Here is a 23,524-nt window from a genome sequence, read left to right as displayed (position 1 = left end):
CATCATGGGAGAAGTACTGTCTCAACAAGAAATTGATGCCCTGTTATCAGCGCTAAGCAGTGGAGATGTCGAAGCCGATTCCTTTTTGAATCAAGAAGAAGAACGAAAAGTACGGCAGTATGACTTCAAACGGGCCGTCCGTTTCTCTAAAGATCAAATTCGTAGCTTGACCCGGATTCATGAACACTTCACACGGATGCTGACGACATTTTTCTCGGCCCAACTTCGGACGTATGTCCAGTTCACGGTCAATTCAGTCGAACAGCTTCCATACGATGAGTTCATTCATTCGATTCCGAGTATGACGATGATCAACTTGATCGAGGCGCCCCCGCTTAACGGTCGGTTCATCATCGAAGTCAATCCGAACATCTCTTACGCGATGTTGGATCGACTGCTCGGGGGACCTGGCGTCGAGATTGAAAAAGTCGAAAGCTTCACTGAAATCGAGATGCGAATCTTGACCCAGCTATATAAACGAGCTTTTGCCGGTTACGGGGAAGCGTGGGAGTCGATTGCCGAAATCAAGTCCGAAATGACGGCCGTTGAAGTGAACCCACAGTTCCTTCAACTCGTGTCACCAAACGAGACGGTCGTGCTCATTTCGATCGGGGTCACGATCGGAGAAGTGAGCGGGACGATTAACGTCTGCTTGCCGTTCGTGACGATCGAGCCGGTGCTATCGAAACTATCGAGTCATTACTGGATGCAGGAGGCGAACCGCCGCAATGCGAGCGGGAACAGTCAAGAACCGCTCAAAGCCCAATTGATGAACTCGACGGTAGAAGTCGTGTCCCTGCTCGGGGAGACGACAATCACGTTCGGTGACTTGTTGCATTTAGAAATCGGTGACTGTTTGACGCTCGATCAACTAGTGAAAGACCCGCTATCCGTCCTAGTAGGGGAAAATAAAGTGTTCAGAGGGCAAGTCGGTGTGAGTGGGAAGCGGATGGCGGTCCAAGTGCTTCACCGGGTGAAGGAGGAAGAGCAATGAGTGAGATGTTGTCACAAGATGAAATTGACGCGTTATTACGAGGAACGAACGACAGTTCGCCAAAACCGGTAGACGAGAGCGAAGAACATCTCGACTCGATGGAAAGCGACGCCCTCGGAGAGATTGGAAATATCTCGTTCGGAAATTCCGCGACGGCGCTGTCGACGTTACTGCAACAAAAAGTAGAAATCACGACCCCGGTCGTCAGTGAAGTGACGATCGATGAGCTCAGAGAGCGTTATCCGACACCTCACGTGGCGCTTCGGGTCGGTTACACCGAAGGGTTGAAAGGGGAGAACGTCCTCGTCTTGACCCGTGAAGACGCGGCCATCATTTCTGATTTGATGCTCGGTGGGACCGGGATCGGTGTCGATCCGGACGGGCTCGATGAGATTCGGTTATCGGCCGTTCAAGAAGCGATGAACCAAATGATGGGCGCTGCGGCCACATCGCTCTCGACCGTGTTCTCTAAAAAGATTGATATTTCGCCGCCGCTCGTCGAAGTGTTCGATGCGACGAAAAATCAAACGATCATTGACCGGCTCGAGCTTTGGGAGACGATGGTGCTGATCGAGTTCAATTTGAAAGTCGGCACGTTGATTGATTCAAAAATTGTCCAAATTGCCCCGATTCAATTCGGGAAGCAACTCGTCAACGAACTGATTGCAGCTACGACGTCAGCCCCGGCCGCGCCTAAACAAGAGCAGCCGAAAGTTCAAGCGGCGGTCACACCAGCGAAAGCTCCGGAACCTGCTCCGGTACGCACTGAAAAAACGTCAGCCCCAGAAGTGGCGGTCAGCCAAGCCGAGTTCATGCCACTCCACGCCCCGACGTCAAACGATTCGGTGCCGGCAAACCTAGGCTTGCTGTATGATGTGCCGCTCAACGTGACGGTCGAACTCGGCCGGACGAAACGGTCAGTGCGAGAAGTGCTCGAACTGTCGCAAGGGTCGATCATTGAACTTGATAAATTGGCGGGGGAACCTGTCGATATTTATGTGAACCAACAACGCATTGCCCGCGGCGAAGTCGTCGTCATCGAAGAGAACTTCGGGGTACGTGTGACAGAAATCATCCAACCGCATGAGCGGATTGGAATCGTTTAAGGAGGAAGAATAATGAGTGCAAAAATTTTGGTGGTAGATGATGCGGCGTTCATGCGCATGATGATTAAAGACATTTTAACGAAGAACGGGTTTGAAGTGGTCGGCGAGGCAGAGAACGGTATTGACGCGGTCGCAAAATACCGTGAACTCACGCCAGATCTCGTCACTCTCGACATCACGATGCCAGAAATGGACGGCCTGGCGGCATTGAAAGAAATTCGCGGGTTCGATTCGAACGCCAAAGTCATCATGTGTTCGGCGATGGGACAACAAGCGATGGTCATCGATGCGATCCAAGCGGGAGCGAAAGACTTCATCGTGAAACCGTTCAACGCGGAACGTGTCGTCGAGGCAGTTTCGAAAACGGTCGCACAATGAACAAGTGGTGGTTGATTTTCCTGCTCGTGGTCGGGCTGTCTGTGCCGGCCACGGTCGAGGCCGCCACCGTGGATAAACAGTTCGAACAACAGCAGCCTGAAGCCAAAGATCAATCTGTCCCTACGACCGTCTCGACGGTCGGGACGTTGGTCAAGGTCGTTTTGAGTTTAGTTGTCGTAATTGGAGGATTCCTCGTCTTGATGCGTTGGTTAAACGCACGGACGCAAGGTGTGAAGACGGCGCAACATATGAAACATCTCGGCGGGGTACCGCTTGGGAAGGACCGCTCGGTGCAGCTCGTCAAGTTAGGGGAGCAAGTATACGTGCTCGGTGTCGGTGAATCGATTCAATTGATTGATCGAATCGATGCGGAATCGATTGATGAAGCAGCGTATGACGCGCCTTCACTGAACACTTCGAACACATCAACGTTCTTAGATACGTTCAAACAACAACTGTCACAGATTGAAGAAGTGAGGAAGAAGCAATGACGACGATTGAACAACTGATCAATTTAGAAACGCCGGACAGCACGTCGACTTCGATTAAATTATTGGTCGTATTGACACTGCTCACGCTGGCGCCGTCATTCTTGATTTTGATGACTTGTTTTACACGTGTCGTCGTCGTTCTTTCATTCATTCGGCCAGCCTTAGGGACACAACAGACCCCACCGAACCAATTGATCATTGGGCTCGCCTTGTTCATCACGCTGTTCGTCATGTCTCCGGTCTTATCTGATTTAAACGACAAGGCGTTGTCTCCATATATGGACGACGAGATCAGTCAAGATGAGGCGTTCGAGGAAGCCGGTAACACGATGAAACGATTCATGGCAAAGTATACGCGACAGGAAGATTTGCAACTGTTTATCAAATACGGGAATTATGAGCAACCGGAGTCGGTCGAAGACGTTCCTTTGCTCGCGATGGTACCAGCTTACGCCATCAGTGAGCTCAAGACGGCGTTTCAAATCGGCTTTATGATTTTCTTGCCTTTTTTGATCATTGATATGGTCGTGGCGAGTGTGCTCATGTCGATGGGGATGATGATGCTTCCACCGGTCATGATCGCTCTGCCGTTCAAATTGTTGTTGTTTGTATTAGTGGATGGATGGCACTTAATCGTGGAATCATTGCTTAGAAGTATGTAGGAGGAACGATTATGACGCATGAAATGGTCATCTATTTGGCGACAGAGAGTGTATGGACATTATTAAAAATTTCGATGCCACTTCTTTTGATCGCCCTCGTCGTCGGACTCGTCATCTCGATTTTACAGGCGACGACTCAAATTCAAGAACAGACGCTATCGTTCGTTCCAAAGCTAGTCGCGGTCTTTATCGGGCTCGTCGTTTTCGCGCCGTGGATGCTGCAACAGATGGAAGGATTTACGCGGATGATCTTTGAACTGATGGTCGAGGTCGCCTCGAAATGAATGCGGTCGATTTCATTAGTTTATATGGATTGACGTTTGCTCGTCTATCCGGATTTTTCGTAAGTGTGCCTTTATTTTCTTCAAGGCAGCTTCCGGTCATGCACCGTGTCGCGTTTAGTGCTTTTTTAGCTTATTATGCGATGTTCACGGTAACAGAGCCGCTCGAACTTGGGCAAGCCTTCATCGTTCAAGTGCTGTACGAAGTGTTGATTGGGCTTTTGCTCGGCATTTTGATTAACATCTTATTTTTTGCCCCACAGATTGCCGGGGGAATCATCGATTTGCAGCTCGGTCTGGCGATGGCGTCAGCGTATGACCCGATGTTTGGCGGACAGTCGCCGTTGATCGGACGATTTTATTACATCTTTACGCTGTTCATCATGCTATCAAGTAATTTGCACTTACTGTTGATCGACGGTATCTATTACAGCTTTCAAATTTATCCGCCTGGTCAGCCGATGATCAACTTTAGCGAAGCATCGCTCATGATGGCCGTGAAGGTCGTCACGATGACGATGATGGTTGCCTTACAACTCGCATTTCCGCTCATGGCATCGTTGCTTCTCGTCGACTTGGCACTTGGTTTTTTAGCAAAATCGGCCCCGCAGTTCAACATCTTTGCCATCGGATTCTCGTTCAAATTGATTGCCGGGTTTTCCGTGATGGTCATGATGATGGGGTTGACGTTGAATGGAATCAGCCAATTCATCCCGGTGCTGCAAGAAATATTACGTGATTTTATGACGTTGTTAGGAGACGCTCAATGAAGCCTCTATACTCTTTATCGGTCGATCTTCAGTTTTTTGCAGGAGAAAAAACGGAAAAAGCAACACCTCGAAAACGAGAAGACTCGCGTAAAAAAGGACAAGTCGCGAAGTCAGCCGATTTGACCGGAGCGTTCGCCTTGTTCGCGATGTTCCTCATGTTATCTTTTCTCGGACCTTTTGTCGGTCAGCAGTTGTTTGGCCTGACGAAAGAGCTACTCGGTCCAACATATTTGCTGTACGACTTATCAGAAGGCATGTCCGGGATGATGATTGGTTTGGTCATTCGCGCCGGGATCATTTTAGCACCGTTCTTGATCGTTGCGGTCGTGTTCGGTATTTTAATCAACTATTTCCAAATCGGTTCACTGTTCTCAACAGAGGCGATTCAACCAAAGTTAGAGCGGATTGACCCGCTCAAAGGGGTCAAGCGCATCATCAGCATGAAAGCAGTCGTCGAATTTTTAAAGTCCTTATTCAAATTATTGATTATCCTGACGACTGCGGTCGCTATACTTTGGCAAAACCAAAAAGAATTGTCACGCATGGCCGTCGAACATGTTCGTGAATCGGTCGTCGCACTCGCTGCGATCACGATCGAACTCGGGCTTTGGGTCAGTGTCGCGTTGCTCGCGCTCGCACTACTCGACTTCTTTTATCAACGGTTCGATTTTGAAAAGTCGATCCGCATGTCGAAACAAGACATTAAAGACGAGTATAAGAACAGTGAAGGCGACCCGCTCATCAAGTCGAAAATCAAACAACAACAACGGGAGATGGCGATGCGGCGTATGATGCAAGAGATTCCGAACGCGGACGTCGTCATCACCAACCCGACCCATTTCGCTGTCGTCATCCGTTATGACGATACGAAAGACTTTGCGCCGCTCGTCGTCGCCAAAGGGGTCGACCAAGTCGCTTTCAATATTCGTGACGTCGCAAAAGAGCACGATATCCCGATCGTGGAAAATAAACCACTGGCCCGTGCGCTCTATGCGCAGCTAGACATCGGAGAAGTCGTCGACGAGTCGTTTTATCAGGCGATCGCCGAAGTGCTGGCGTTCGTCTATCAACTGAAACAACCGTCTTGAGGAGGAGTATGCGTTGGCTGTAAAAGCTAAAGATTTCGCAGTATTGATTGGCGTTCTTATGATCGTCGTCATGCTGGTCATCCCGTTACCGGGGTTCTTACTAGATTTTCTTATCATTATAAATATATTGATCGCCCTCATGATTTTACTCGTGGCGATGAACGCCCGGGAAGCGCTTGATTTCTCTGTCTTCCCGTCTCTCTTGCTGATCGTCACGCTGTTCCGTCTCGGGCTGAACGTGTCGACGACCCGCTCGATCCTCTCGACCGGATATGGTGGGGAAGTCATTGCGACGTTCGGGAACTTCGTCATCGGCGGAAACGTTCTCGTCGGATTTGTCGTATTCCTCATTCTCGTCATCATCCAATTCGTCGTCATCACGAAAGGTGCCGAACGGGTATCGGAAGTCTCGGCTCGATTCACACTCGACGCGATGCCAGGGAAACAAATGGCAATCGATGCCGATTTGAACTCTGGGTTGATCGATGACAAAGACGCCCAAATCCGCCGTAAAAAGATTCAAAGCGAGGCTGATTTTTATGGTTCGATGGACGGGGCCTCGAAATTCGTAAAAGGTGACGCCATTGCCGGAATCATTATCGTCGTCATCAACTTGATTTTCGGTATCATCATCGGCGTTGTCCAAATGGGATTACCTGTCGGTGAGTCGTTTACGACGTTCTCGCTTATGACAATCGGGGATGGGCTCGTCAGTCAGATTCCGGCCCTCCTCATTTCGACGGCGACCGGGATCATCGTCACCCGTGCCGTCTCGGACGGCAATCTCGGGGAAGACGTGGTCGACCAGCTCGGTCAAAATCCGACGTTGCTCTATATCGCGGGCACGGTCATCTTCTTGCTCGGTTTCGTGTCACCAAGTTTACTTCCGGTGACGACGCTGATCGCGGGTGCGACATTCTTCGGGGCGTACTCGATGCGTCGCAGCCTGAAGCAAGCGATTGCTGAACCGCTACCGGATGAGGAACCAGCGGCACCGACCGAAACCGTCGTCTCGCTCCTGCAAATCGATGCGATCGAGTTCGAGTTCGGCTACGGGCTGATCCCACTCGCGGATGAATCGCAAGGCGGCGACCTGCTCGACCGTGTCGTCATGATCCGCCGTCAACTCGCACTCGAACTCGGATTCATCTTACCGACGGTTCGAATCCGTGACCACCTGCAACTGTCACCGAACGCTTACCGGATCAAAGTGAAAGGCAATGTCGTCGCAGAAGGTGAGTTATTACTCGATCACTACTTGGCGATGAGCCCTGGAATTGAAGACCCTGAAGTGTACGGGATTGAAACGACGGAACCGGCTTTCGGATTGCCCGCTCTCTGGATCGATGAAGAGACGCGGACGCGGGCCGAGATGAGCGGTTACACCGTCGTCGACCCACCTTCAGTCGTCGCCACGCATTTAACGGAGACGCTCAAGAAACATGCGTCCGACCTACTCGGACGGGAAGAGACGAAACAACTCGTCGAGCATTTGAAAGAGACACATCCGGTGCTCGTCGAAGATGTGACCCCATCTGTGCTCTCGATCGGAGATATCCAAAAAGTACTTCGTCATCTATTGAAAGAGCACGTCTCGATTCGCAACTTGCCGCTCTTGTTTGAGACGATGGCTGATTATGGAAAAGTGACGAAAGACGCTGATATATTAGGCGAATACTGTCGTCAAGGACTCGCCCGTCAGTTGACTGACCAAGTCAGCCCGCCGGACGGTCCACTCTACGTCGTCACACTCGGTGGACAGACCGAGCAACTTATTCAAGACGCTGTCCAAAAAACCGAGTTCGGCAACTATTTGGCGCTCGATCCGGAGCAAGCGCGCGAAATCATCGAGCGCTCTGGCGAACAACTGTCGATGTTTGAACGCTACGGGGCTTCGGCCGTCATTCTTTGCTCGCCGACGATTCGGATATTCGTGAGACAGCTGCTCGAACGGTACTATCCTGACGTTCCGGTCCTTGCGTATAACGAATTGCTCAGCTCGCTCGAAGTGAAAAGTATTGGGGTGATTTAATATGCAAATTAAAAAATATACAGGCAAGACGATGTCCGAAGTGATGGCGAAAGTGAAACAAGAGCTCGGCGACGAGGCTGTCATCTTAAATTCTCGCCAAGTCAAGAAAGGATGGTTCGGGTTGTTCGCTTCACAAGAAGTTGAAGTGATTGCCGCACTCGAGAAAGCGCCGCTAACGGTCAAGCCTCGAACCGAGCCGAAACTGCAACCGAAACAAGCAAAGGCAAAGGCGAAGCCGATTCCTGCACCTACACCTACACCTACACCTACACCCACTCCACAACCGGTGACGCCTGTTCCTGAAAAGAGGCGTTTGCCAGCGGGTCTGACCCATATCGAGTCGCTCTTAGCGTCTGAGTCGTTCACGAATGAATCGTGGGAAGAGCGAATCAACGAACTGTACTATACGACTAAATCGCTAGAGGTCGTCGAGCAATACGTCTATGACCAGATCCGCAGTTCCTTTTTAACGGTCCCGGATGCGCTGCGCTACGTCATGCTCGTCGGTCCGACCGGTGTCGGCAAGACGACGACGCTCGCGAAGCTTGCCGCCCACTATAAGCTCGACCAAGGGATGTCGGTCGGTTTGATTACGACCGACACGTACCGGATCGCGGCGATCGAACAGCTGAAGACGTACGCCGAGATTTTAAATATCCCCGTCGAGGTCGCCTATGACTTTGACGACTTTAAACGGGCGAAACAACTGTTTGCAAGAAAAGATATCGTCTTGATCGATACGGCCGGACGCAATTTCCGCGATGAGGCGTACGTCGAACAGTTTCATAACCATCACGACTTCTCGGAGACGAGCTTGTCACTTGTGCTCAGTCTGACGTCGAAAATGAAAGACATGGATTTGATTTACCGACAGTTTGAAAAATTGCCGCTCCGGTCGCTCATCTTCACGAAAGCGGATGAGACGAGTGATATCCACGCGATGTATCGGATGGTGCGCGAGAGCGGACTCCCCGTCGCTTGGCTGACAGACGGCCAGGAAGTGCCGGACGATATGGTCGCCGGCGACCCAGACATCTTGACGCAAAAGATGCTTGAGAAGGAAGGGTGGACACGATGGACCAAGCAAGGCGTTTAAGAGCGAAGACGGATGTCGCACCAACGACAATCGCGTTCGCGAGCGGAAAAGGCGGCGTCGGCAAGACGAACGTCTGCGTGAACACCGCAATCGGGCTCGTCGAACTCGGAAAGCGTGTCTTGATCGTCGATCTCGATATCGGGATGGCGAACGTGCACATTCTTTTGAATGCGGCGCAGTCTAAAACGATGGTCGATTCTGTGAAAACTCGGACTCCGCTTGCGTCTTCGGTTCAGAAAGACGTGCACGGTGTCGATATATTACATGGAGGAAGTGGACTTGACACATTAGTTCAATTCTCAGAAGCAGACATGCAATTTTTAATGCGTGAACTTGAAGTGCTGACGACTTATGATTACGTACTGTTTGACATGGGAGCAGGAGCAACGGACACATCGTTACGATTCATTGAAGGATGTGACGAGATGTTTCTCATCCTGACCCCAGAACCGACATCGCTGATGGATGGTTACGCGTACACGAAACTCGTGCATCGTCAAAGTCCGGATTTACCGATCGGGGTCATTGTCAATCGGGCGCAGTCGGGGGAAGAAGCACTCCAGTGTTACGAACGGATGGAAGTCGCATGCCGACAGTTTTTGAATAAACCGATTCGGTTCCTTGGTTTTTTACCAGATGACGCTTCTGTAAGGAAAGCGGTCATCGCCCAAGTCCCGTTTTACCAATTTGACCGAAAGAGTGATATTAGCTGGCGGCTCGAGCGTATTTTGACAACGCTTACCGGTACACCACCGAAGCCACGGCACTTCATGGATCGGTTGATTGGGAATTTGCGGCAACAGTGGAAGCGAGTCTAACGACAGGGAGGCAATATAGATGGACGTGAACGAATACTTAGGGTTGTTTTTGGATGAGTCACAAGAGCATATCCAATCGGTCAACACACAGTTGATGAAATTTGAGCAGACGGCTAGCGCTGAAGCGGTTCAAGAGATTTTCCGTTCGGCCCATACGCTCAAAGGGATGTCGGCGACGATGGGTTACGAAAGCGTGGCCAATTTGACACACGAGATGGAGAGTGCCCTTGACCTTGTCCGGTCAGGCAAAAAAGAGAGCAACCAATTGTTGCTTGATACGATGTTTATCGCGATGGAACAGATTGAAGCGATGATTGCCGACATCGAGACGGGTGGAACTGGTACGAACGTCGACGTCAAAGCGACGGTTTCGGCATTCCAGTCGTTTATCGGAGGTAAGGAACAAAAAATCGCTACGGCGGAAGAGTCGTCGGTGTTTACTGTCGACTTGTATGCGGATTCGGTCATTGAACAAGCGAAACAGACCGGTTTTGAGGCGTTCCAACTTCATGTTAAGTTATCGGATGCCGTCGTCTTAAAAGCAGCCCGGGCTTACATGGTGTTTGATCGGCTCCAAGAGCTCGGTGAAGTCGTCCGGACCCACCCTGAGACGGAAGCGATTGAGCAAGAACAGTTCGACTTGTCGTTTGATGTCTTGTTCTTATCACAAGAGACGGCTGCAGTCATCGAACACGCCGTCTCGCAAGTGTCGGAAGTTGAAACAGTCCACGTCTCGGTATTTACGAGCGTGAGCGAGAGCGAGCCGGAAATTGCTGTGAGTGCAGAAGCGGTAGCGGTGCAAGAAATAAAACCGAAAGCGCAAGAAGCAGAAGAACCGAAAGAACAAGCTGTCGCTCAAGCGAAGACGATTCGCGTCAATTTAGAACGGATCGATCGTCTCATGAACTTGTTTGAAGAATTCATCATCGACCGCGGCCGCCTCGAACGCCTTGCCGACGAGGTCGGACAACCCGAACTAAACGAGACGGTCGAGAAAATCAAACGCGGCACGAACGAACTGCAATCACTCGTGTTGACGTTACGGATGATGCCAATCGAACAAGTGTTCAACCGATTCCCACGGATGGTCCGCTCGGTCGCGAAAGACATTCATAAAAAAGTTCAACTCGATATCTCAGGAGCTGACACGGAACTCGACCGGACCGTAATCGATGAGATCGGTGATCCGCTCGTCCACTTGATTCGCAACGCGATTGATCATGGCATCGAGCTTCCTGACAAACGCGTCCAAGCCGGCAAACCGGAACAAGGGCGACTCGCCCTCCGTGCTTACCATGGCGGTAACCGTGTCTTCATCGAGATCGAAGATGATGGAGCGGGAATCAATGTCGATAAAGTCCGGTCGAAAGCGCTCGAACGTGGTGTCATCACGACCGAAGAAGCGGCGTCGATGACAGACAACGAGCTCGCGATGCTCATCTTTGCACCGGGCTTCTCAACGGCAGACGTTGTCACAGACTTATCAGGTCGTGGCGTCGGACTCGACGTCGTCAAAAATAAAATCGAATCGCTCGGTGGTGTCGTCACGCTCGAGACCGTGGTCGGACAAGGAACCAAGTTCCAAGTCAGTCTACCGCTCACGTTATCAATCATCTCAGCGATGCTCGTCCAAGCGGGTGATGAGACGTATGCCATCCCGTTGTCATCGATTCTCGAGACGACATTGCTCGATGAAGCCAACATTCTGACGGCCCATCGCGAACGTGTCTTCGATTTCCGCGGACAACTCGTCCCGCTCGTTTATTTAAAAGAAATTTTCGGAATCGATTCGGAAACAAAATCACAGTTCCCGGTCGTCGTCGTGCGTAAAGGTAATAAACTCGTCGGAGTCGTCGTGAACGACTTGATTGGTCAACAAGAGATTGTCATGAAGCCACTCGGGACGTATCTCGAAGGCATTCCGGCTATTTCGGGGGCAACAATTCTCGGAGATGGACGGGTCGCTCTCATCGTAGACAGCAACGATCTCTTTTAAGGAGGAAGAAAGATGGAACAAAAATGGGTAGTGTTTTCACTCGCATCGAACACGTACGGAATCGATGTCCAATCAGTCCGTTCGATTGAACGGTTACAACCTGTCACCCGGGTGCCGAACGCACCAGCACACGTGAAGGGCGTCATCAACCTCCGTGGTGTGGTCACGCCGGTCATCGACCTCAGGCTTCGCCTCGGTTATGAAGAAATCGCACCGACAGACGAGACACGGATTTTGATCGCTTCTTTGAATCAAGGCGATGCTGGTTTTATCGTCGATCGTGCCAACGAAGTCGTCGAGAGCGATGAAGTCCGGATCGAACCGATTCCGGATTCGAGCCACGAGATGCACTCGGCACACTTGACGGCGATCGCTAAAGGTGAGGACAAGCTGTTCTCGCTTCTCGATGCGAACGCGTTGTTCGAGGACCAACATGCTGAGTGAATTTGAACAAGATTTGTTAAAAGAACTTGGGAACATCGGTTCTGGACATGCGGCGACCGCGCTCTCGACACTGCTCGCCAAGCCGGTCAACATCACGGTATCGTCTGCTGAAATGGAACCGATCACATATTTACCGGACCGCGTCGGTGGTCCGGAGCGCCATGTGGCCTCTGTCCTGTTAGAGCTTGGAGGCGAGATCAGTGGCATGATCCTGATCATGTTCCCGGTGGATGATGCGGAGAGTATGGTGGCTTCGCTGATCGGCTCACCGTTCACGTTCCAATCGAACAACGAGCTCGGTCAATCGGCGTGGGAAGAGATCGGTAATATTATGAGCGGGGCTTACGCGCGAGCGTTAGGCGACTGGCTCAATACGCCGATCATGATTCAAGTGCCAGCGACCGCGATTGATATGGCCGGATCGATCGTCGAGTTTGTCGTCACGTCCGTTCAACCGGAAGAAGATGCCGCGCTCTATATCGACACGACATTCATGATTGACGAGAAGGTGAGTGCCGGGCATGTGCTCTTCTTACCAACGCACGGCTCGCTAGATCGGATTCAACGAAGGTTGCTTGGCCATGGCTGAAGTTCTTAAAATCGGGATTGCCGAGTGGAAGCAAACGACAGCACCGAACCGGCTCCGCACGGCGGGACTCGGCTCATGCGTCGGTGTCATCTTGTATGATGCCCGGATGCAAGTGGCAGCGATGGCACACGTCATGCTTCCAGATTCGGCGATCGCAAGGAAACACCAGACAATCGAAGTCGGGAAATACGCGGATACAGCCATCGATGCTCTCGTCGAGTCACTCAAACGGGCCGGGGCAGGACGTCTGCAAGCCAAGATGGCCGGTGGGGCTCAAATGTTTCAATTCAAATATGAGAACGCGGCGATGCGCATCGGGGAACGAAATGCCGAAGCAATCCGCGTCGCTTTAAAAGCACACCACATCCCGCTAATCGCCGAGGATTGTGGTGGGCATAACGGACGAACGATTGAATTTGACGTCGCAACATGCGTCTTATCGATTCGGACAGTGAGTATCGGAACAAAAGAACTATAAGGGGGGATCGACATGACGACTCAGCTTACCCAGTTGTGGGATCGTTGGAATACTGACCGCGATATGGATACGGCAAATGAATTATTATCACATTATGAATTTCTGATCCATTATCACGTGCAACGAATGATCGTGACGCTCCCAAAGAGCGTCGAACGCGACGAATTGAAAAGTTTGGGTTACATGGGATTGTACGATGCCCTCATGAAATATGATCCGGAACATAATAATAAATTCGATACGTATGCAGCTTTTCGGATTCGGGGTGCCATTATCGACGGACTTCGAAAAATCGATTGGCTGCCGCGCTCGGTACGAGAGCGCGTGAAGAAGATTGACCATGTCGCCGAACAACTCGAGCAAAAGCTGCACCGTGCCCCGACGAAAGAAGAATTGGCCGACGCGTGCGCGCTTCCGATCGCTGATATCGAAAAGGCGATGGCGGAAGGGTATTTCGCGAACATGTTGTCGATTGACGAGGCGGTGACGCTCCAAGAAGAAGGAAAAGTCATGTCGGTCACGTACTTTGACCCCGATTCGGAAAAACCGGAAGACACGTTGTTGCAACGCGAGTTAGTCGACGTGCTGACGACCGAGATTGATCATCTGTCTGAAAAAGAACGTCTTGTCGTCTCGTTATTTTATTTTGACGAGTTGACATTGACGGAGATTGGGGAAGTGTTAGAATTATCGACTTCCCGCATCTCACAGATTCATTCGAAGGCGTTAAAGACACTCAAACAGGCGCTAGGCCGCTCGTATCTAGAAGAGAAGACATCGTGAGGAGGTGAAGGGATGACTTTTGTGTTGATGATCGCGGGGATCGTGATTGCCTATGGTCTATTGATCGGGTTCCGGCAGATCCAAACATTGAACGAACGCGTCAATCGGCTCGAAAGCGAGAAACGCGAGACAGAGGCGTTGCTCTTGTCATTCATGGAATCGATGAGCGATGTTGTGAAAAACGACGCGCCTGAATCGTCAAAACCGACCTCGGTCGAAATCGCCGAGACAGAAACTGAAACGTCTGAAGACGGCGCGGTTAACCCGAGCGTCGAAGAGGTGTTGCTCCGTCATTCAGTCCGCGACACGGCACGTCTCCTCGGAAAAGGGGAAGGCGAAGTGGCGCTTTATGCGAAACTTCGACAAAAGTGAGAGTTGCCGGATTCGGCGACATGTGCTATAGTAATTTTCGGTGTTAAACACATCACACACGTCTCGGGATGGTATTCCTCGGTGCCGAAAGGTCGGAGTACAACGATGAACGAGGCGGAGGACTTTTTTAAACCACAAGGAGGAAATTTATCATGGCAGTAATCTCAATGAAGCAATTGCTCGAAGCTGGTGTACACTTCGGTCACCAGACACGTCGTTGGAACCCAAAAATGGCGAAATACATCTTCACGGAGCGTAACGGAATCTACATCATCGACCTTCAAAAGACGGTTAAAAAAGTAGACGAAGCTTACAACTTCGTTCGTGAACTCGCGGCAGAAGGCGGAAACGTCCTCTTCGTAGGTACGAAAAAACAAGCTCAAGATACAATCAAAGAAGAAGCACTCCGTTCAGGTATGTACTTCATCAATGAGCGTTGGTTGGGTGGAACACTCACAAACTTCTCAACAATCAAAAAGCGTATTAACCGCTTGAAGCAACTTGAGAAAATGGAAGCTGACGGCACGTTCGAAGTACTTCCTAAAAAAGAAGTCATCATCTTGAAAAAAGAAATGACACGTCTTGAGAAGTTCCTCGGCGGAATCAAAGATATGCCAGGCGTTCCTGACGCTCTCTTCATCGTTGACCCACGCAAAGAGCGGATCGCGATTGCAGAAGCTCACAAATTGAACATCCCAATCGTTGCGATTGTCGATACAAACTGTGACCCAGATGAAATCGACTACGTTATCCCAGCGAACGACGATGCAATTCGTGCGGTTAAATTGCTCACTTCTAAGATGGCTGATGCGATCATCGAAGCGAAGCAAGGCGAAGAAGAAGTTGCTGAAGAAGCTGTAGCTCCAGAAGCTGAAGCTACAGAAGCTGAGTAATCAGTTAGACAACAGGTGATAAAGGGAAAGCCTTTTATCACCTTTTTTTAGGAAATAGTCTATTCGAAGCCTAGTGCTTTTATTTTAAAAAAATGTAAGTTTTACAAGGAGGAATTTCCGATGGCAGTTACAGCAGCAATGGTAAAAGAACTTCGTGAAAAAACAGGAGCAGGTATGCTCGATTGCAAAAAAGCACTCGTGGAAACAGACGGTGACATGCAAGCGGCAATCGACTTCCTTCGTGAAAAAGGGATTGCTAAAGCAGCAGCTAAAGGCGATCGTATCGCAGCTGAAGGCTTGACAGCAGTAGCGGTTGAAGGCAACAAAGCTGCTCTCGTCGAAGTCAACTCAGAGACGGACTTCGTTTCTAAAAACGAGAAGTTCCAAACACTCGTAAGTGATGTGGCGAAAGCGGTTCTCGCTTCAGGTGCGACAACAGTTGAAGCAGCACTTTCTGCTGAATTCGTGGCTGGTAAAACGCTTGAGATTCACATTCAAGAAGAAGCATCGACAATCGGAGAGAAAATCTCGCTCCGTCGCATCGCTGTTCTTGAAAAAGCGGACGACGCTGTATTCGGCACTTACCTTCACATGGGCGGACGCATCGGTTCGGTCGTCGTCATCGACGGCACGACAGATGAGTCAGTAGCGAAAGATGTAGCTATGCACGTAGCAGCAGCTAACCCACTTTACGCGACACGTGACGAAGTCTCGGCTGAAGAAGCAGAGCGCGAGAAGAAAGTCTTGACTGAACAAGCAATCAACGAAGGCAAACCTGCTAACATCGTCGAGAAGATGATCGCGGGACGCATGAACAAGTACTTCGAAGAAATCTGCCTCGTCGACCAAACGTTCGTCAAAGACGCTGACTTCAAAGTTGGAAAATACGTAGAGTCTAAAGGCGGCCGTATCAACTCGTTCGTACGTTTCGAAGTTGGAGAAGGTATGGAAAAACGCGAAGAAAACTTTGCTGAAGAAGTAATGAACCAACTTAAAAAATAATCTGCGTCATGTATGATGATGCAATTAAAATTGGGAACACGTCTGTATAACCTTGAGTTAGTTCGTTAAGGGAGCGTGTTCCCTTTTTTCAAGCATGAGGAGGCAAAGTATGGAACCGAAATATAAGAGAATTGTGTTAAAATTGAGTGGAGAAGCGCTCGCAGGAGATCAAGGATACGGAATCGATCCGGCAATCGTCAACTCGATTTCTGGACAGATTAAAGAGTTAGTCGCCATGGGCGTCGAAGTAGCGGTCGTCGTAGGTGCCGGAAACATCTGGCGCGGAAAGACGGGAAGCGAACTCGGTATGGACCGGGCCAATGCCGATTATATGGGCATGCTCGCAACTGTACTTAACTCGCTTGCACTTCAAGACAGCCTCGAAACACACGGTGTCCAAACCCGCGTCCAAACATCAATCGAAATGCGTCAAGTTGCTGAACCGTATATCCGCCGCCGGGCGATGCGCCACCTTGAAAAAGGCCGGGTCGTCATCTTTGCAGCAGGGACGGGTAACCCATACTTCTCGACAGATACGACAGCAGCGCTCCGGGCAGCCGAGATTGAAGCTGACGTCATCTTAATGGGGAAAAACAACGTCGATGGCGTCTACTCGGCAGACCCGAAACTTGTCCCGGATGCGGTCAAATACGAGTCACTCACATACTTGGACGTCTTAAAAGACGGTCTCCAAGTCATGGACTCGACAGCGACGTCACTATGCATGGACAACCATATTCCGCTGATTGTATTCTCATTGCTTGAAGAAGGAAATATCAAACGTGTCGTTCTCGGGGAACATATCGGGACGGTAGTGGGAGGAAGCAATTCATGAGTGCAAACGAAGTTATGAAAACGGCTGAAGAAAAGATGGTTAAAGCCCATACATCATTAAAACGTGATTTTGGGACGCTCCGCACCGGACGCGCCAGTGCATCGATTTTGGACCCGGTCCAAGTCGACTACTACGGTGTGCCAACGCCGCTCAACCAAGTAGCGAACATCAACACGCCGGAAGCTCGTCTTTTGTTGATCCAACCTTGGGACAAGTCGCTCGTAACGGAAGTCGAGAAAGCGATTCAAAGAGCGGATCTCGGTCTGTCGCCATCTTCGGACGGGACAGTCATCCGTTTAGCAATCCCTGCCTTGACGGAAGAGCGCCGGAAAGAACTCGTTAAAATCACGAAGAAGTATGCGGAAGAAGCGAAAGTTGCGGTTCGTAACGTTCGTCGTGACGCGAACGAGAACTTGAAGAAGCTTGAAAAAGATGGTGATTTGACAGAAGACGACCTCCGCGGTTATGCGGACGACGTTCAAACGTTAACGGATTCTTACATCAAAAAGATTGATGAGTCTGCAGCGGTCAAAGAAAAAGAGATCATGGAAGTATAATCACGGAAGTGGTATACCAAAAAGCTGTGTGGGGACCCTTTTACTGAAAGGGTCCCTCTTTCATACAATCAGGAGGATAGACTATGTTTAAATGGGTGAATCCTAAAACGAAGACTGAGGCGGAATTGAGCATCCCCGAACATGTCGCCATCATCATGGACGGAAACGGCCGTTGGGCGAAGAAACGCGGGCTCCCGCGCATCATGGGTCACCGGGAAGGGATGAAATCGGTCCGTGAATCAGTCCGGACGGCTCAAGAGCTCGGCATCAAGTCGCTGACACTTTACGCGTTCTCGACTGAAAACTGGACGCGTCCAGAAGAAGAAGTCAATTTTTTGATGAAGTTACCGAAGCAATTTTTAGAGACCGACTTAAAAGAACTCGACGAACAAAACGTCAGAGTGCTCGTTGCCGGTGACGTGTCGAAACTACCGCGTGGAACACGCGAGGCGGTCGAGGAAGCGCGCACGCGTACCGCGACGAACACGGGGTTAGACCTCGTCTTCGCGTTGAACTATGGCGGCCGTGACGAACTCATCCAAGCAATGCGTGACATTGCGCGCGACGTGTCGGCCGGACACATCAATCCAGATGAGATCGACGAGTCGATGATCGGAGAGCGGCTCATGACGAATATGCAAGATGTCGATTTGATCATTCGGACGAGCGGTGAACAACGGTTATCGAACTTCCTGCTCTGGCAAGGGGCGTATGCCGAACTCCACTTCACAGACGTATTGTGGCCCGAGTTCAAACGTGAGCACTTCGTCGAAGCAATCGAAGCGTACAATACACGTACGCGTCGGTTTGGTGGAGTGTAATATGAAAACACGAATTATTACCGGACTTTGGGCCGGCGCCATCTTTGTCAGCTTGATCGCCCTTGGCGGCAGCCCGTTCGTCATCTTGATGGGCGTGCTCGCTTTGATCGGTTTGAGCGAGTTTACGATGATGCGTGAACATAAGCTGACAGCGTTCCCGTTCCTCGTGACATCGTTGCTCGTAGCGTTCCCGTTCGTCATGATGCTCTTAGAACGGCAGTTGTTGACGAGTGAACTTCCGATTTCGACGAGTCAATGGATGGTGCTCGGGTTAATGCTGCTTCTCTTTTGGACGGTCGTCACGAAAAACCGTTTCACATATGAAGATGCGAGTTTTTATTTCGTCTCGGCTGTTTATCTCGTCATCGGGTTTTCAAGCTTTGCCCTCGTCCGTCTGTCTGAAGACGGGCTGGCGAAAGTATTGCTCGTCTTATTTATCATTTGGGCGACCGACTCGGGTGCGTATTTCACGGGGAAAGCAATCGGCAAGACGAAACTGTGGCCCTCGATCAGCCCGAACAAGACGATCGAAGGAGCTGTCGGCGGTATTGTTTCAGCTGTGGTCGTCGGTGTCGTCTATGTCTTGATTGAACCGGTCCTACCGCTCGTCGAAGTGCTCGTCTTAGCGGTTGTCGTTTCTGTCGTCGGCCAGCTCGGTGATTTGGTACAATCAGCGTACAAACGTCAGTTTGGCGTAAAAGATTCTGGACATCTATTACCGGGACATGGTGGCATTTTAGACCGATTTGATAGTATGATCGCGGTATTCACCGTCATTTGGATTTTCAATTTGTTGTAAAAGGAGTGTCAAGATGAAGCGAATCAGCTTAATCGGGGCGACTGGTTCGATCGGCGTACAGACGTGCGATGTGATCGAGCAGCACCCCGACTTGTTTGAACTTGAGGCGTACGCGTTCGGAACGAACGTCGAGGTAGCCGAGGAATGGATCAACCGCCTTCGCCCGAAATACGTATCAGCCAAAACGATCGAGGTACTCGAACAGCTCAAGCCACGCCTTACATACGAACCACTCTTTTTTATCGGACTCGAAGGGTTGATCGAATGTGCGACCGCTGAGCGGGCCGATGTGGTCGTCACGGCCGTCGTCGGGGCAGTCGGCTTAGAGCCGACGCTTGCCGCCATTAAAGCCGGTAAAGATATCGCCTTGGCGAACAAAGAAACGCTCGTCACAGCCGGACATCTCGTCATGGCCGCCGTCAAAGAGTACGGCGTCAGTTTGCTTCCGGTCGACAGTGAACACTCGGCCATCTACCAATGCCTAAACGGAGAACGTCGCGAGGACGTTTCAAAAATCATTTTGACGGCCTCGGGAGGAAGTTTCCGCGATCAGACACGCGCTGAATTAGCGAGCGTGACCGTCGAAGAAGCGCTCAATCATCCGAACTGGTCGATGGGTGCAAAAATCACGATCGATTCGGCGACGATGTTCAACAAAGGGCTCGAAGTCATCGAAGCGCACTGGTTGTTCGATATCGATTATAATGATATTGAAGTGGTGCTCCATCGGGAGTCGATCATTCACTCGATGGTCGAGTTTAAAGACGCCGCAATCATGGCGCAACTCGGAAACCCCGATATGCGGGGACCGATCCTCTATGCGCTCTCTACCCCGAAACGGCTTGAAATCGAAGGGAACAAGCGGTTAAACTTGAGAGAAATCGGGACGCTCCATTTTGCGGAAGCCGATTTAGATCGCTATCCGGCTCTTCGACTAGCGTATGAAGCAGGTCGTCAGGGTGGTTCAATGCCGACCGTGTTGAATGCGGCTAACGAAACGGCTGTCGATTTGTTCTTGAACGGAAAGATTGCGTTCGTCGAGATTGAATCGATCGTCGAGCAAGCGATGGATGCACATACAGTCATTGTAGAACCGACGCTTGAGCAGATCCTTCAAGTCGATCAATCGGTTCGTGAACAAATTCAGCAACGAAAGTGAAGGTGGGAAATAGATCATGCAAACTTTTATCGCCATCGTTTTGATGTTTGGGGTGCTCATTTCAGTTCATGAATGGGGACACCTCGTCATGGCGAAACGGGCAGGGATTCTCTGTCATGAATTTGCAATCGGGTTTGGACCGAAAATCTTTTCGTTCAGAAAGAATGAGACGCTCTATACGATTCGCTTATTGCCGATCGGTGGTTACGTCAAGATGGCGGGTGAGGATTTCGAGCCGATCGAAGTGAAAGCCGGTCAACAAGTCGGGCTCCGGTTAACGAGCGCGGGCACAGTCGACCGCGTCTATTTCCAACCGGACCAAGCGACGGATGTACACGTCGTCGGCACGGTCGACAAGTTCGATTCGATCCGTGAATTGAAGATTCAATTGCTTGTCGATGAAGAAGTGCGGGTGTACCCACTCGAGCGCGACACACTCCTCGTCGATCAAGGTATGGAGATTCAAATCGCACCGTACGACCGCACGTTCGGAGCGCAGTCAGTTTGGAAGCGAGTGCTCGCGATCGCAGCCGGCCCGGCCATGAACTTCGTCCTTGCTTTCGTCTTGCTCGTCATTGTCGGTCTCGTGCAAGGTACACCGACAGACGACGGTCAAATCGGGACGGTACAACCGGATTCAGCGGCTGATCAAGCCGGGCTCGTCACCGGAGACGAAATCGTCTCGATCGAGGGTGAGACGATTGATAACTGGCTCGATCTTCGAACGGTCTTGGCCGATCGTGCCGATACACCGACCGAGGTGACCTATATTCGGGCGGGTGAGGAACAAACGGTAACGCTCACACCTCAAGCAGTCGAACAAAATGGCGAGACGGTCGGTATCCTTGGCGTGACAAATGCGCTCGAGCGATCACCGACAAAAGCGTTCACAACAGGAGCTGAGACGACGTGGACGATGTCGACATTGATTTTCTCTGCGGTCGGTGATTTAGTGACCGGCCAAGTCGGAGTTGATCAACTCGCAGGTCCGGTCGGGATTGTCCGCATGACCGACGAAGTGGCGGCGAGCGGTTTCGTCATGTTGCTCAACTGGACGGCACTGTTATCCGTCAACTTGGCGATCTTCAACTTGTTGCCACTTCCGGCGCTTGACGGGGGACGACTCATCTTCTTGTTGTTCGAGGCAGTGCGTGGTCGACCGATCGATCCAAAAAAAGAAGGGTTCGTCCACTTTATCGGATTTGCCCTGCTTATGCTGCTCATGCTCATCGTCACTTGGAACGATATCCAATCATTTTTCAAATAGACTGTGTTAGAGAAGGGAAACGTTGATATTTATGAAACAATCGAGATTGCTTATGCCTACTTTGAGAGAGGTTCCTGCTGACGCTGAAGCTGTCAGCCATCAACTTCTCGTGCGCGGTGGATTTATTCGACAAAATGCAGCGGGGATCTACTCTTATTTACCACTCGGTCATCGTGTGTTACAAAATATTCAAACGATCATCCGTGAAGAGATGAACCGTGCCGGGGCGCAAGAACTGCTCATGCCGGCGATCCAACCAGCTGAGCTATGGGAAGAGACGGGACGTTGGGACATCTACGGACCTGAACTGATGCGTTTGACGGACCGTCATGACCGCCGTTTCGCACTTGGAGCGACTCACGAAGAGTTGATCACGTCGATCGTCCGTGACGAGTTGAACTCGTATAAGAAGTTACCGGTCAACTTGTACCAGATTCAGACGAAGTATCGCGATGAGCGTCGTCCGCGGTTCGGATTATTACGCGGACGTGAGTTTTTGATGAAAGATGCCTACTCGTTCCACGCCACACAGGCTGATTTGGACGAAGAGTACGACAATATGTACAACGCTTATTCGCGCATCTTTGACCGCACCGGTTTGAAGTATCGTCCGGTCGTGGCCGATTCAGGAGCGATTGGCGGGAAAGACACGCACGAATTCCAGGCGCTCGCCGAAATCGGTGAGGATACGATCGTCTACACGGACTCGTCGTCATACGCGGCGAACATCGAGATGGCGGAAACGCTTGACCGTTACGACATGCAAGCGGGTGTTGTGCTCGAGCTCGATCAAGTCGATACGAAAGAGCATAAGACGATCGAAGACGTGGCGCGATTCTTGGGCGTGGAGACGAACACGACGATCAAGTCGGTGTTGTTCAACGTCGACGGCGAGACGGTCATGGCGATCGTTCGCGGCGATCACGAAGCGAACGATGTCAAAGTGAAGAACGCCCTCGGCGGACTCGATATCCAAATGGAAGACGAGTCGAAGATCATTGAATTGTTCGGCTGTGAACCAGGGACGCTCGGACCGATCAACGCACCGGTCAAAGTCGTCGCCGATTACGCCGTTAAATATTTAGTCGATGCGGTATGTGGCGCCAACGTTGCGAACACGCACTTCATGCACGTCAATGCAGAACGCGACTTGTCGCACTTGACGTATCACGACCTCCGCTTCGTCGTCGAAGGCGACTTGGCACCGGACGAATCTGGCCCAGTCCGGTTCGCACGTGGGATCGAGGTCGGTCAAGTGTTCAAACTCGGTACGCGTTACTCAGAAGCGATGGGCGCGACGTTCTTGAACGAAGAAGGCCGGGCGGAACCACTCATCATGGGTTGTTACGGCATCGGTGTCTCGCGGACGCTTTCGGCGATCGTCGAACAGCACCACGACGACCGCGGCATCGTTTGGCCGAAGAGTGTCGCACCGTTTGATCTGCATTTGATCGCGATCAACGCGAAAGACGAGACGCAACTCGAACTTTCGAATCGACTTTACGATGAACTATCGTCGAAGTATGATGTATTGTACGATGACCGCAAAGAACGGGCCGGCGTCAAATTTGCCGACGCTGACTTGATCGGCTTGCCGATTCGCATCAACGTCGGGAAGAAAGCCGGCGAAGGCATCGTCGAAGTGAAAGTCCGTGCTACGGGCGAAGTAATTGAAACGACGGTAGAGGAGTTGCAGCAAGTGATTGTCGCGCAGCTCAACGAGACGCATTGATCGATGAAGGTGACGGTTTCTTGCCGTCACCTTCATTTTTCGACATTGTCATATAAAAGGGGGGGACGACTTACCCGTGGA

The 23,524-nt window shown here is 51.0% G+C and carries 26 protein-coding genes; all 26 read left to right on the top strand.

Going from position 1 to position 23,524, the window contains the following annotated elements; all coding sequences use genetic code 11:
- The first annotated feature begins 4 nt into the window (after nucleotides 1–4).
- The 26 genes from fliM to BJU60_RS03325 all read left to right on the top strand — a co-directional run bounded on the left by fliM (nucleotide 5) and on the right by BJU60_RS03325 (nucleotide 23,443).
- Entirely contained in the window at nucleotides 5–994 is a 990-nt protein-coding gene (gene fliM / locus BJU60_RS03450; protein WP_070327489.1) for a flagellar motor switch protein FliM, read from the top strand.
- Complete coding sequence (gene fliY, locus BJU60_RS03445) at nucleotides 991–2,100, top strand: flagellar motor switch phosphatase FliY (RefSeq protein WP_070327488.1); 1,110 nt, start codon at nucleotides 991–993, stop codon at nucleotides 2,098–2,100. Before fliM ends, fliY begins: the two co-directional genes overlap by 4 nt.
- Nucleotides 2,101–2,112: 12 nt before the next feature.
- Nucleotides 2,113–2,478, top strand: a complete 366-nt coding sequence (locus tag BJU60_RS03440) for a response regulator (RefSeq protein WP_035385909.1) — start codon at nucleotides 2,113–2,115, stop codon at nucleotides 2,476–2,478.
- Nucleotides 2,475–2,969 (top strand): flagellar biosynthetic protein FliO, encoded by a 495-nt coding sequence (locus tag BJU60_RS03435; protein ID WP_070327487.1) that lies wholly within the window; start codon nucleotides 2,475–2,477, stop codon nucleotides 2,967–2,969. The genes BJU60_RS03440 and BJU60_RS03435 overlap by 4 nt, the downstream gene beginning before the upstream one ends.
- Nucleotides 2,966–3,631 (top strand): flagellar type III secretion system pore protein FliP, encoded by a 666-nt coding sequence (gene fliP, locus BJU60_RS03430; protein ID WP_016508219.1) that lies wholly within the window; start codon nucleotides 2,966–2,968, stop codon nucleotides 3,629–3,631. The genes BJU60_RS03435 and fliP overlap by 4 nt, the downstream gene beginning before the upstream one ends.
- Before the next feature lie 11 nt (nucleotides 3,632–3,642).
- Nucleotides 3,643–3,915, top strand: a complete 273-nt coding sequence (gene fliQ, locus BJU60_RS03425; protein ID WP_070327486.1) for a flagellar biosynthesis protein FliQ — start codon at nucleotides 3,643–3,645, stop codon at nucleotides 3,913–3,915.
- Nucleotides 3,912–4,682, top strand: coding sequence for a flagellar biosynthetic protein FliR (gene fliR, locus BJU60_RS03420; protein ID WP_070327485.1), 771 nt, complete (start codon nucleotides 3,912–3,914; stop codon nucleotides 4,680–4,682). The genes fliQ and fliR overlap by 4 nt, the downstream gene beginning before the upstream one ends.
- Nucleotides 4,679–5,770, top strand: a complete 1,092-nt coding sequence (gene flhB / locus BJU60_RS03415) for a flagellar biosynthesis protein FlhB (RefSeq protein WP_070327484.1) — start codon at nucleotides 4,679–4,681, stop codon at nucleotides 5,768–5,770. The genes fliR and flhB overlap by 4 nt, the downstream gene beginning before the upstream one ends.
- A 13-nt stretch (nucleotides 5,771–5,783) precedes the next feature.
- A complete protein-coding gene (gene flhA / locus BJU60_RS03410; RefSeq protein WP_070327483.1) occupies nucleotides 5,784–7,802 on the top strand; it encodes a flagellar biosynthesis protein FlhA in 2,019 nt (672 codons plus the stop codon).
- Nucleotide 7,803: 1 nt separating this feature from the next.
- On the top strand, nucleotides 7,804–8,898 hold the full coding sequence (locus BJU60_RS03405) for a GTP-binding protein (protein WP_070327482.1): 1,095 nt from the start codon (nucleotides 7,804–7,806) through the stop codon (nucleotides 8,896–8,898).
- On the top strand, nucleotides 8,877–9,716 hold the full coding sequence (locus BJU60_RS03400; RefSeq protein ID WP_070327481.1) for a MinD/ParA family protein: 840 nt from the start codon (nucleotides 8,877–8,879) through the stop codon (nucleotides 9,714–9,716). Before BJU60_RS03405 ends, BJU60_RS03400 begins: the two co-directional genes overlap by 22 nt.
- A 19-nt stretch (nucleotides 9,717–9,735) precedes the next feature.
- The gene (locus BJU60_RS03395; RefSeq protein ID WP_070327480.1) at nucleotides 9,736–11,712 is read left to right on the top strand and encodes a chemotaxis protein CheA; all 1,977 of its coding nucleotides are present in this window, start codon (nucleotides 9,736–9,738) and stop codon (nucleotides 11,710–11,712) included.
- Nucleotides 11,713–11,724: 12 nt separating this feature from the next.
- The gene (locus BJU60_RS03390; RefSeq protein WP_070327479.1) at nucleotides 11,725–12,156 is read left to right on the top strand and encodes a chemotaxis protein CheW; all 432 of its coding nucleotides are present in this window, start codon (nucleotides 11,725–11,727) and stop codon (nucleotides 12,154–12,156) included.
- Nucleotides 12,146–12,745, top strand: a complete 600-nt coding sequence (locus BJU60_RS03385; protein ID WP_070327478.1) for a chemotaxis protein CheC — start codon at nucleotides 12,146–12,148, stop codon at nucleotides 12,743–12,745. The genes BJU60_RS03390 and BJU60_RS03385 overlap by 11 nt, the downstream gene beginning before the upstream one ends.
- On the top strand, nucleotides 12,738–13,223 hold the full coding sequence (locus BJU60_RS03380) for a chemotaxis protein CheD (RefSeq protein WP_070327477.1): 486 nt from the start codon (nucleotides 12,738–12,740) through the stop codon (nucleotides 13,221–13,223). Before BJU60_RS03385 ends, BJU60_RS03380 begins: the two co-directional genes overlap by 8 nt.
- Nucleotides 13,224–13,235: 12 nt before the next feature.
- Nucleotides 13,236–14,006: a FliA/WhiG family RNA polymerase sigma factor gene (locus BJU60_RS03375; RefSeq protein WP_035385905.1), complete on the top strand. Its 771-nt coding sequence runs from the start codon at nucleotides 13,236–13,238 to the stop codon at nucleotides 14,004–14,006.
- Between the two features lie 12 nt (nucleotides 14,007–14,018).
- On the top strand, nucleotides 14,019–14,378 hold the full coding sequence (locus BJU60_RS03370) for a hypothetical protein (RefSeq protein WP_070327476.1): 360 nt from the start codon (nucleotides 14,019–14,021) through the stop codon (nucleotides 14,376–14,378).
- Nucleotides 14,379–14,530: 152 nt separating this feature from the next.
- A complete protein-coding gene (gene rpsB, locus BJU60_RS03365; protein WP_021067146.1) occupies nucleotides 14,531–15,271 on the top strand; it encodes a 30S ribosomal protein S2 in 741 nt (246 codons plus the stop codon).
- Nucleotides 15,272–15,391: 120 nt separating this feature from the next.
- The gene (gene tsf, locus BJU60_RS03360) at nucleotides 15,392–16,273 is read left to right on the top strand and encodes a translation elongation factor Ts (protein WP_070327475.1); all 882 of its coding nucleotides are present in this window, start codon (nucleotides 15,392–15,394) and stop codon (nucleotides 16,271–16,273) included.
- A gap of 109 nt (nucleotides 16,274–16,382) precedes the next feature.
- Nucleotides 16,383–17,108 (top strand): UMP kinase, encoded by a 726-nt coding sequence (gene pyrH / locus BJU60_RS03355; protein WP_070327474.1) that lies wholly within the window; start codon nucleotides 16,383–16,385, stop codon nucleotides 17,106–17,108.
- Nucleotides 17,105–17,665, top strand: a complete 561-nt coding sequence (gene frr, locus BJU60_RS03350; protein ID WP_035385902.1) for a ribosome recycling factor — start codon at nucleotides 17,105–17,107, stop codon at nucleotides 17,663–17,665. Before pyrH ends, frr begins: the two co-directional genes overlap by 4 nt.
- Nucleotides 17,666–17,748: 83 nt before the next feature.
- Nucleotides 17,749–18,486, top strand: a complete 738-nt coding sequence (locus BJU60_RS03345; RefSeq protein WP_070327473.1) for an isoprenyl transferase — start codon at nucleotides 17,749–17,751, stop codon at nucleotides 18,484–18,486.
- A 1-nt stretch (nucleotide 18,487) separates the two neighbouring features.
- Nucleotides 18,488–19,285, top strand: a complete 798-nt coding sequence (locus BJU60_RS03340) for a phosphatidate cytidylyltransferase (RefSeq protein WP_070327472.1) — start codon at nucleotides 18,488–18,490, stop codon at nucleotides 19,283–19,285.
- 13 nt (nucleotides 19,286–19,298) lie between these two features.
- Nucleotides 19,299–20,444 (top strand): 1-deoxy-D-xylulose-5-phosphate reductoisomerase, encoded by a 1,146-nt coding sequence (dxr, locus tag BJU60_RS03335; RefSeq protein WP_070327471.1) that lies wholly within the window; start codon nucleotides 19,299–19,301, stop codon nucleotides 20,442–20,444.
- A 16-nt stretch (nucleotides 20,445–20,460) separates the two neighbouring features.
- Complete coding sequence (rseP, locus tag BJU60_RS03330; RefSeq protein WP_070327470.1) at nucleotides 20,461–21,711, top strand: RIP metalloprotease RseP; 1,251 nt, start codon at nucleotides 20,461–20,463, stop codon at nucleotides 21,709–21,711.
- A gap of 31 nt (nucleotides 21,712–21,742) precedes the next feature.
- Complete coding sequence (locus BJU60_RS03325) at nucleotides 21,743–23,443, top strand: proline--tRNA ligase (protein ID WP_070327469.1); 1,701 nt, start codon at nucleotides 21,743–21,745, stop codon at nucleotides 23,441–23,443.
- Nucleotides 23,444–23,524 lie beyond the last annotated feature (81 nt).

The sequence above is a fragment of the Exiguobacterium aurantiacum genome (assembly GCF_001766415.1).
GTDB lineage: Bacteria > Bacillota > Bacilli > Exiguobacteriales > Exiguobacteriaceae > Exiguobacterium > Exiguobacterium aurantiacum_A.
Note: the sequence above shows the minus strand (reverse complement) of the source record. Positions and strands in the feature narration are given on the sequence as shown.

Coding starts and splice junctions, on each gene's coding strand:
- rseP (WP_070327470.1), top strand. CDS start 20,461: ATGCAAACTTTTATCGCCATCGTTTTGATGTTTGGGGTGCTCATTTCA.
- BJU60_RS03345 (WP_070327473.1), top strand. CDS start 17,749: ATGTTTAAATGGGTGAATCCTAAAACGAAGACTGAGGCGGAATTGAGC.
- fliM (WP_070327489.1), top strand. CDS start 5: ATGGGAGAAGTACTGTCTCAACAAGAAATTGATGCCCTGTTATCAGCG.
- fliP (WP_016508219.1), top strand. CDS start 2,966: ATGACGACGATTGAACAACTGATCAATTTAGAAACGCCGGACAGCACG.
- fliQ (WP_070327486.1), top strand. CDS start 3,643: ATGACGCATGAAATGGTCATCTATTTGGCGACAGAGAGTGTATGGACA.
- dxr (WP_070327471.1), top strand. CDS start 19,299: ATGAAGCGAATCAGCTTAATCGGGGCGACTGGTTCGATCGGCGTACAG.
- BJU60_RS03340 (WP_070327472.1), top strand. CDS start 18,488: ATGAAAACACGAATTATTACCGGACTTTGGGCCGGCGCCATCTTTGTC.
- BJU60_RS03385 (WP_070327478.1), top strand. CDS start 12,146: ATGCTGAGTGAATTTGAACAAGATTTGTTAAAAGAACTTGGGAACATC.
- rpsB (WP_021067146.1), top strand. CDS start 14,531: ATGGCAGTAATCTCAATGAAGCAATTGCTCGAAGCTGGTGTACACTTC.
- pyrH (WP_070327474.1), top strand. CDS start 16,383: ATGGAACCGAAATATAAGAGAATTGTGTTAAAATTGAGTGGAGAAGCG.
- BJU60_RS03440 (WP_035385909.1), top strand. CDS start 2,113: ATGAGTGCAAAAATTTTGGTGGTAGATGATGCGGCGTTCATGCGCATG.
- BJU60_RS03370 (WP_070327476.1), top strand. CDS start 14,019: ATGACTTTTGTGTTGATGATCGCGGGGATCGTGATTGCCTATGGTCTA.
- flhB (WP_070327484.1), top strand. CDS start 4,679: ATGAAGCCTCTATACTCTTTATCGGTCGATCTTCAGTTTTTTGCAGGA.
- BJU60_RS03405 (WP_070327482.1), top strand. CDS start 7,804: ATGCAAATTAAAAAATATACAGGCAAGACGATGTCCGAAGTGATGGCG.
- BJU60_RS03325 (WP_070327469.1), top strand. CDS start 21,743: ATGAAACAATCGAGATTGCTTATGCCTACTTTGAGAGAGGTTCCTGCT.
- BJU60_RS03380 (WP_070327477.1), top strand. CDS start 12,738: ATGGCTGAAGTTCTTAAAATCGGGATTGCCGAGTGGAAGCAAACGACA.
- BJU60_RS03375 (WP_035385905.1), top strand. CDS start 13,236: ATGACGACTCAGCTTACCCAGTTGTGGGATCGTTGGAATACTGACCGC.
- frr (WP_035385902.1), top strand. CDS start 17,105: ATGAGTGCAAACGAAGTTATGAAAACGGCTGAAGAAAAGATGGTTAAA.
- BJU60_RS03435 (WP_070327487.1), top strand. CDS start 2,475: ATGAACAAGTGGTGGTTGATTTTCCTGCTCGTGGTCGGGCTGTCTGTG.
- fliR (WP_070327485.1), top strand. CDS start 3,912: ATGAATGCGGTCGATTTCATTAGTTTATATGGATTGACGTTTGCTCGT.
- tsf (WP_070327475.1), top strand. CDS start 15,392: ATGGCAGTTACAGCAGCAATGGTAAAAGAACTTCGTGAAAAAACAGGA.
- BJU60_RS03390 (WP_070327479.1), top strand. CDS start 11,725: ATGGAACAAAAATGGGTAGTGTTTTCACTCGCATCGAACACGTACGGA.
- fliY (WP_070327488.1), top strand. CDS start 991: ATGAGTGAGATGTTGTCACAAGATGAAATTGACGCGTTATTACGAGGA.
- BJU60_RS03400 (WP_070327481.1), top strand. CDS start 8,877: ATGGACCAAGCAAGGCGTTTAAGAGCGAAGACGGATGTCGCACCAACG.
- BJU60_RS03395 (WP_070327480.1), top strand. CDS start 9,736: ATGGACGTGAACGAATACTTAGGGTTGTTTTTGGATGAGTCACAAGAG.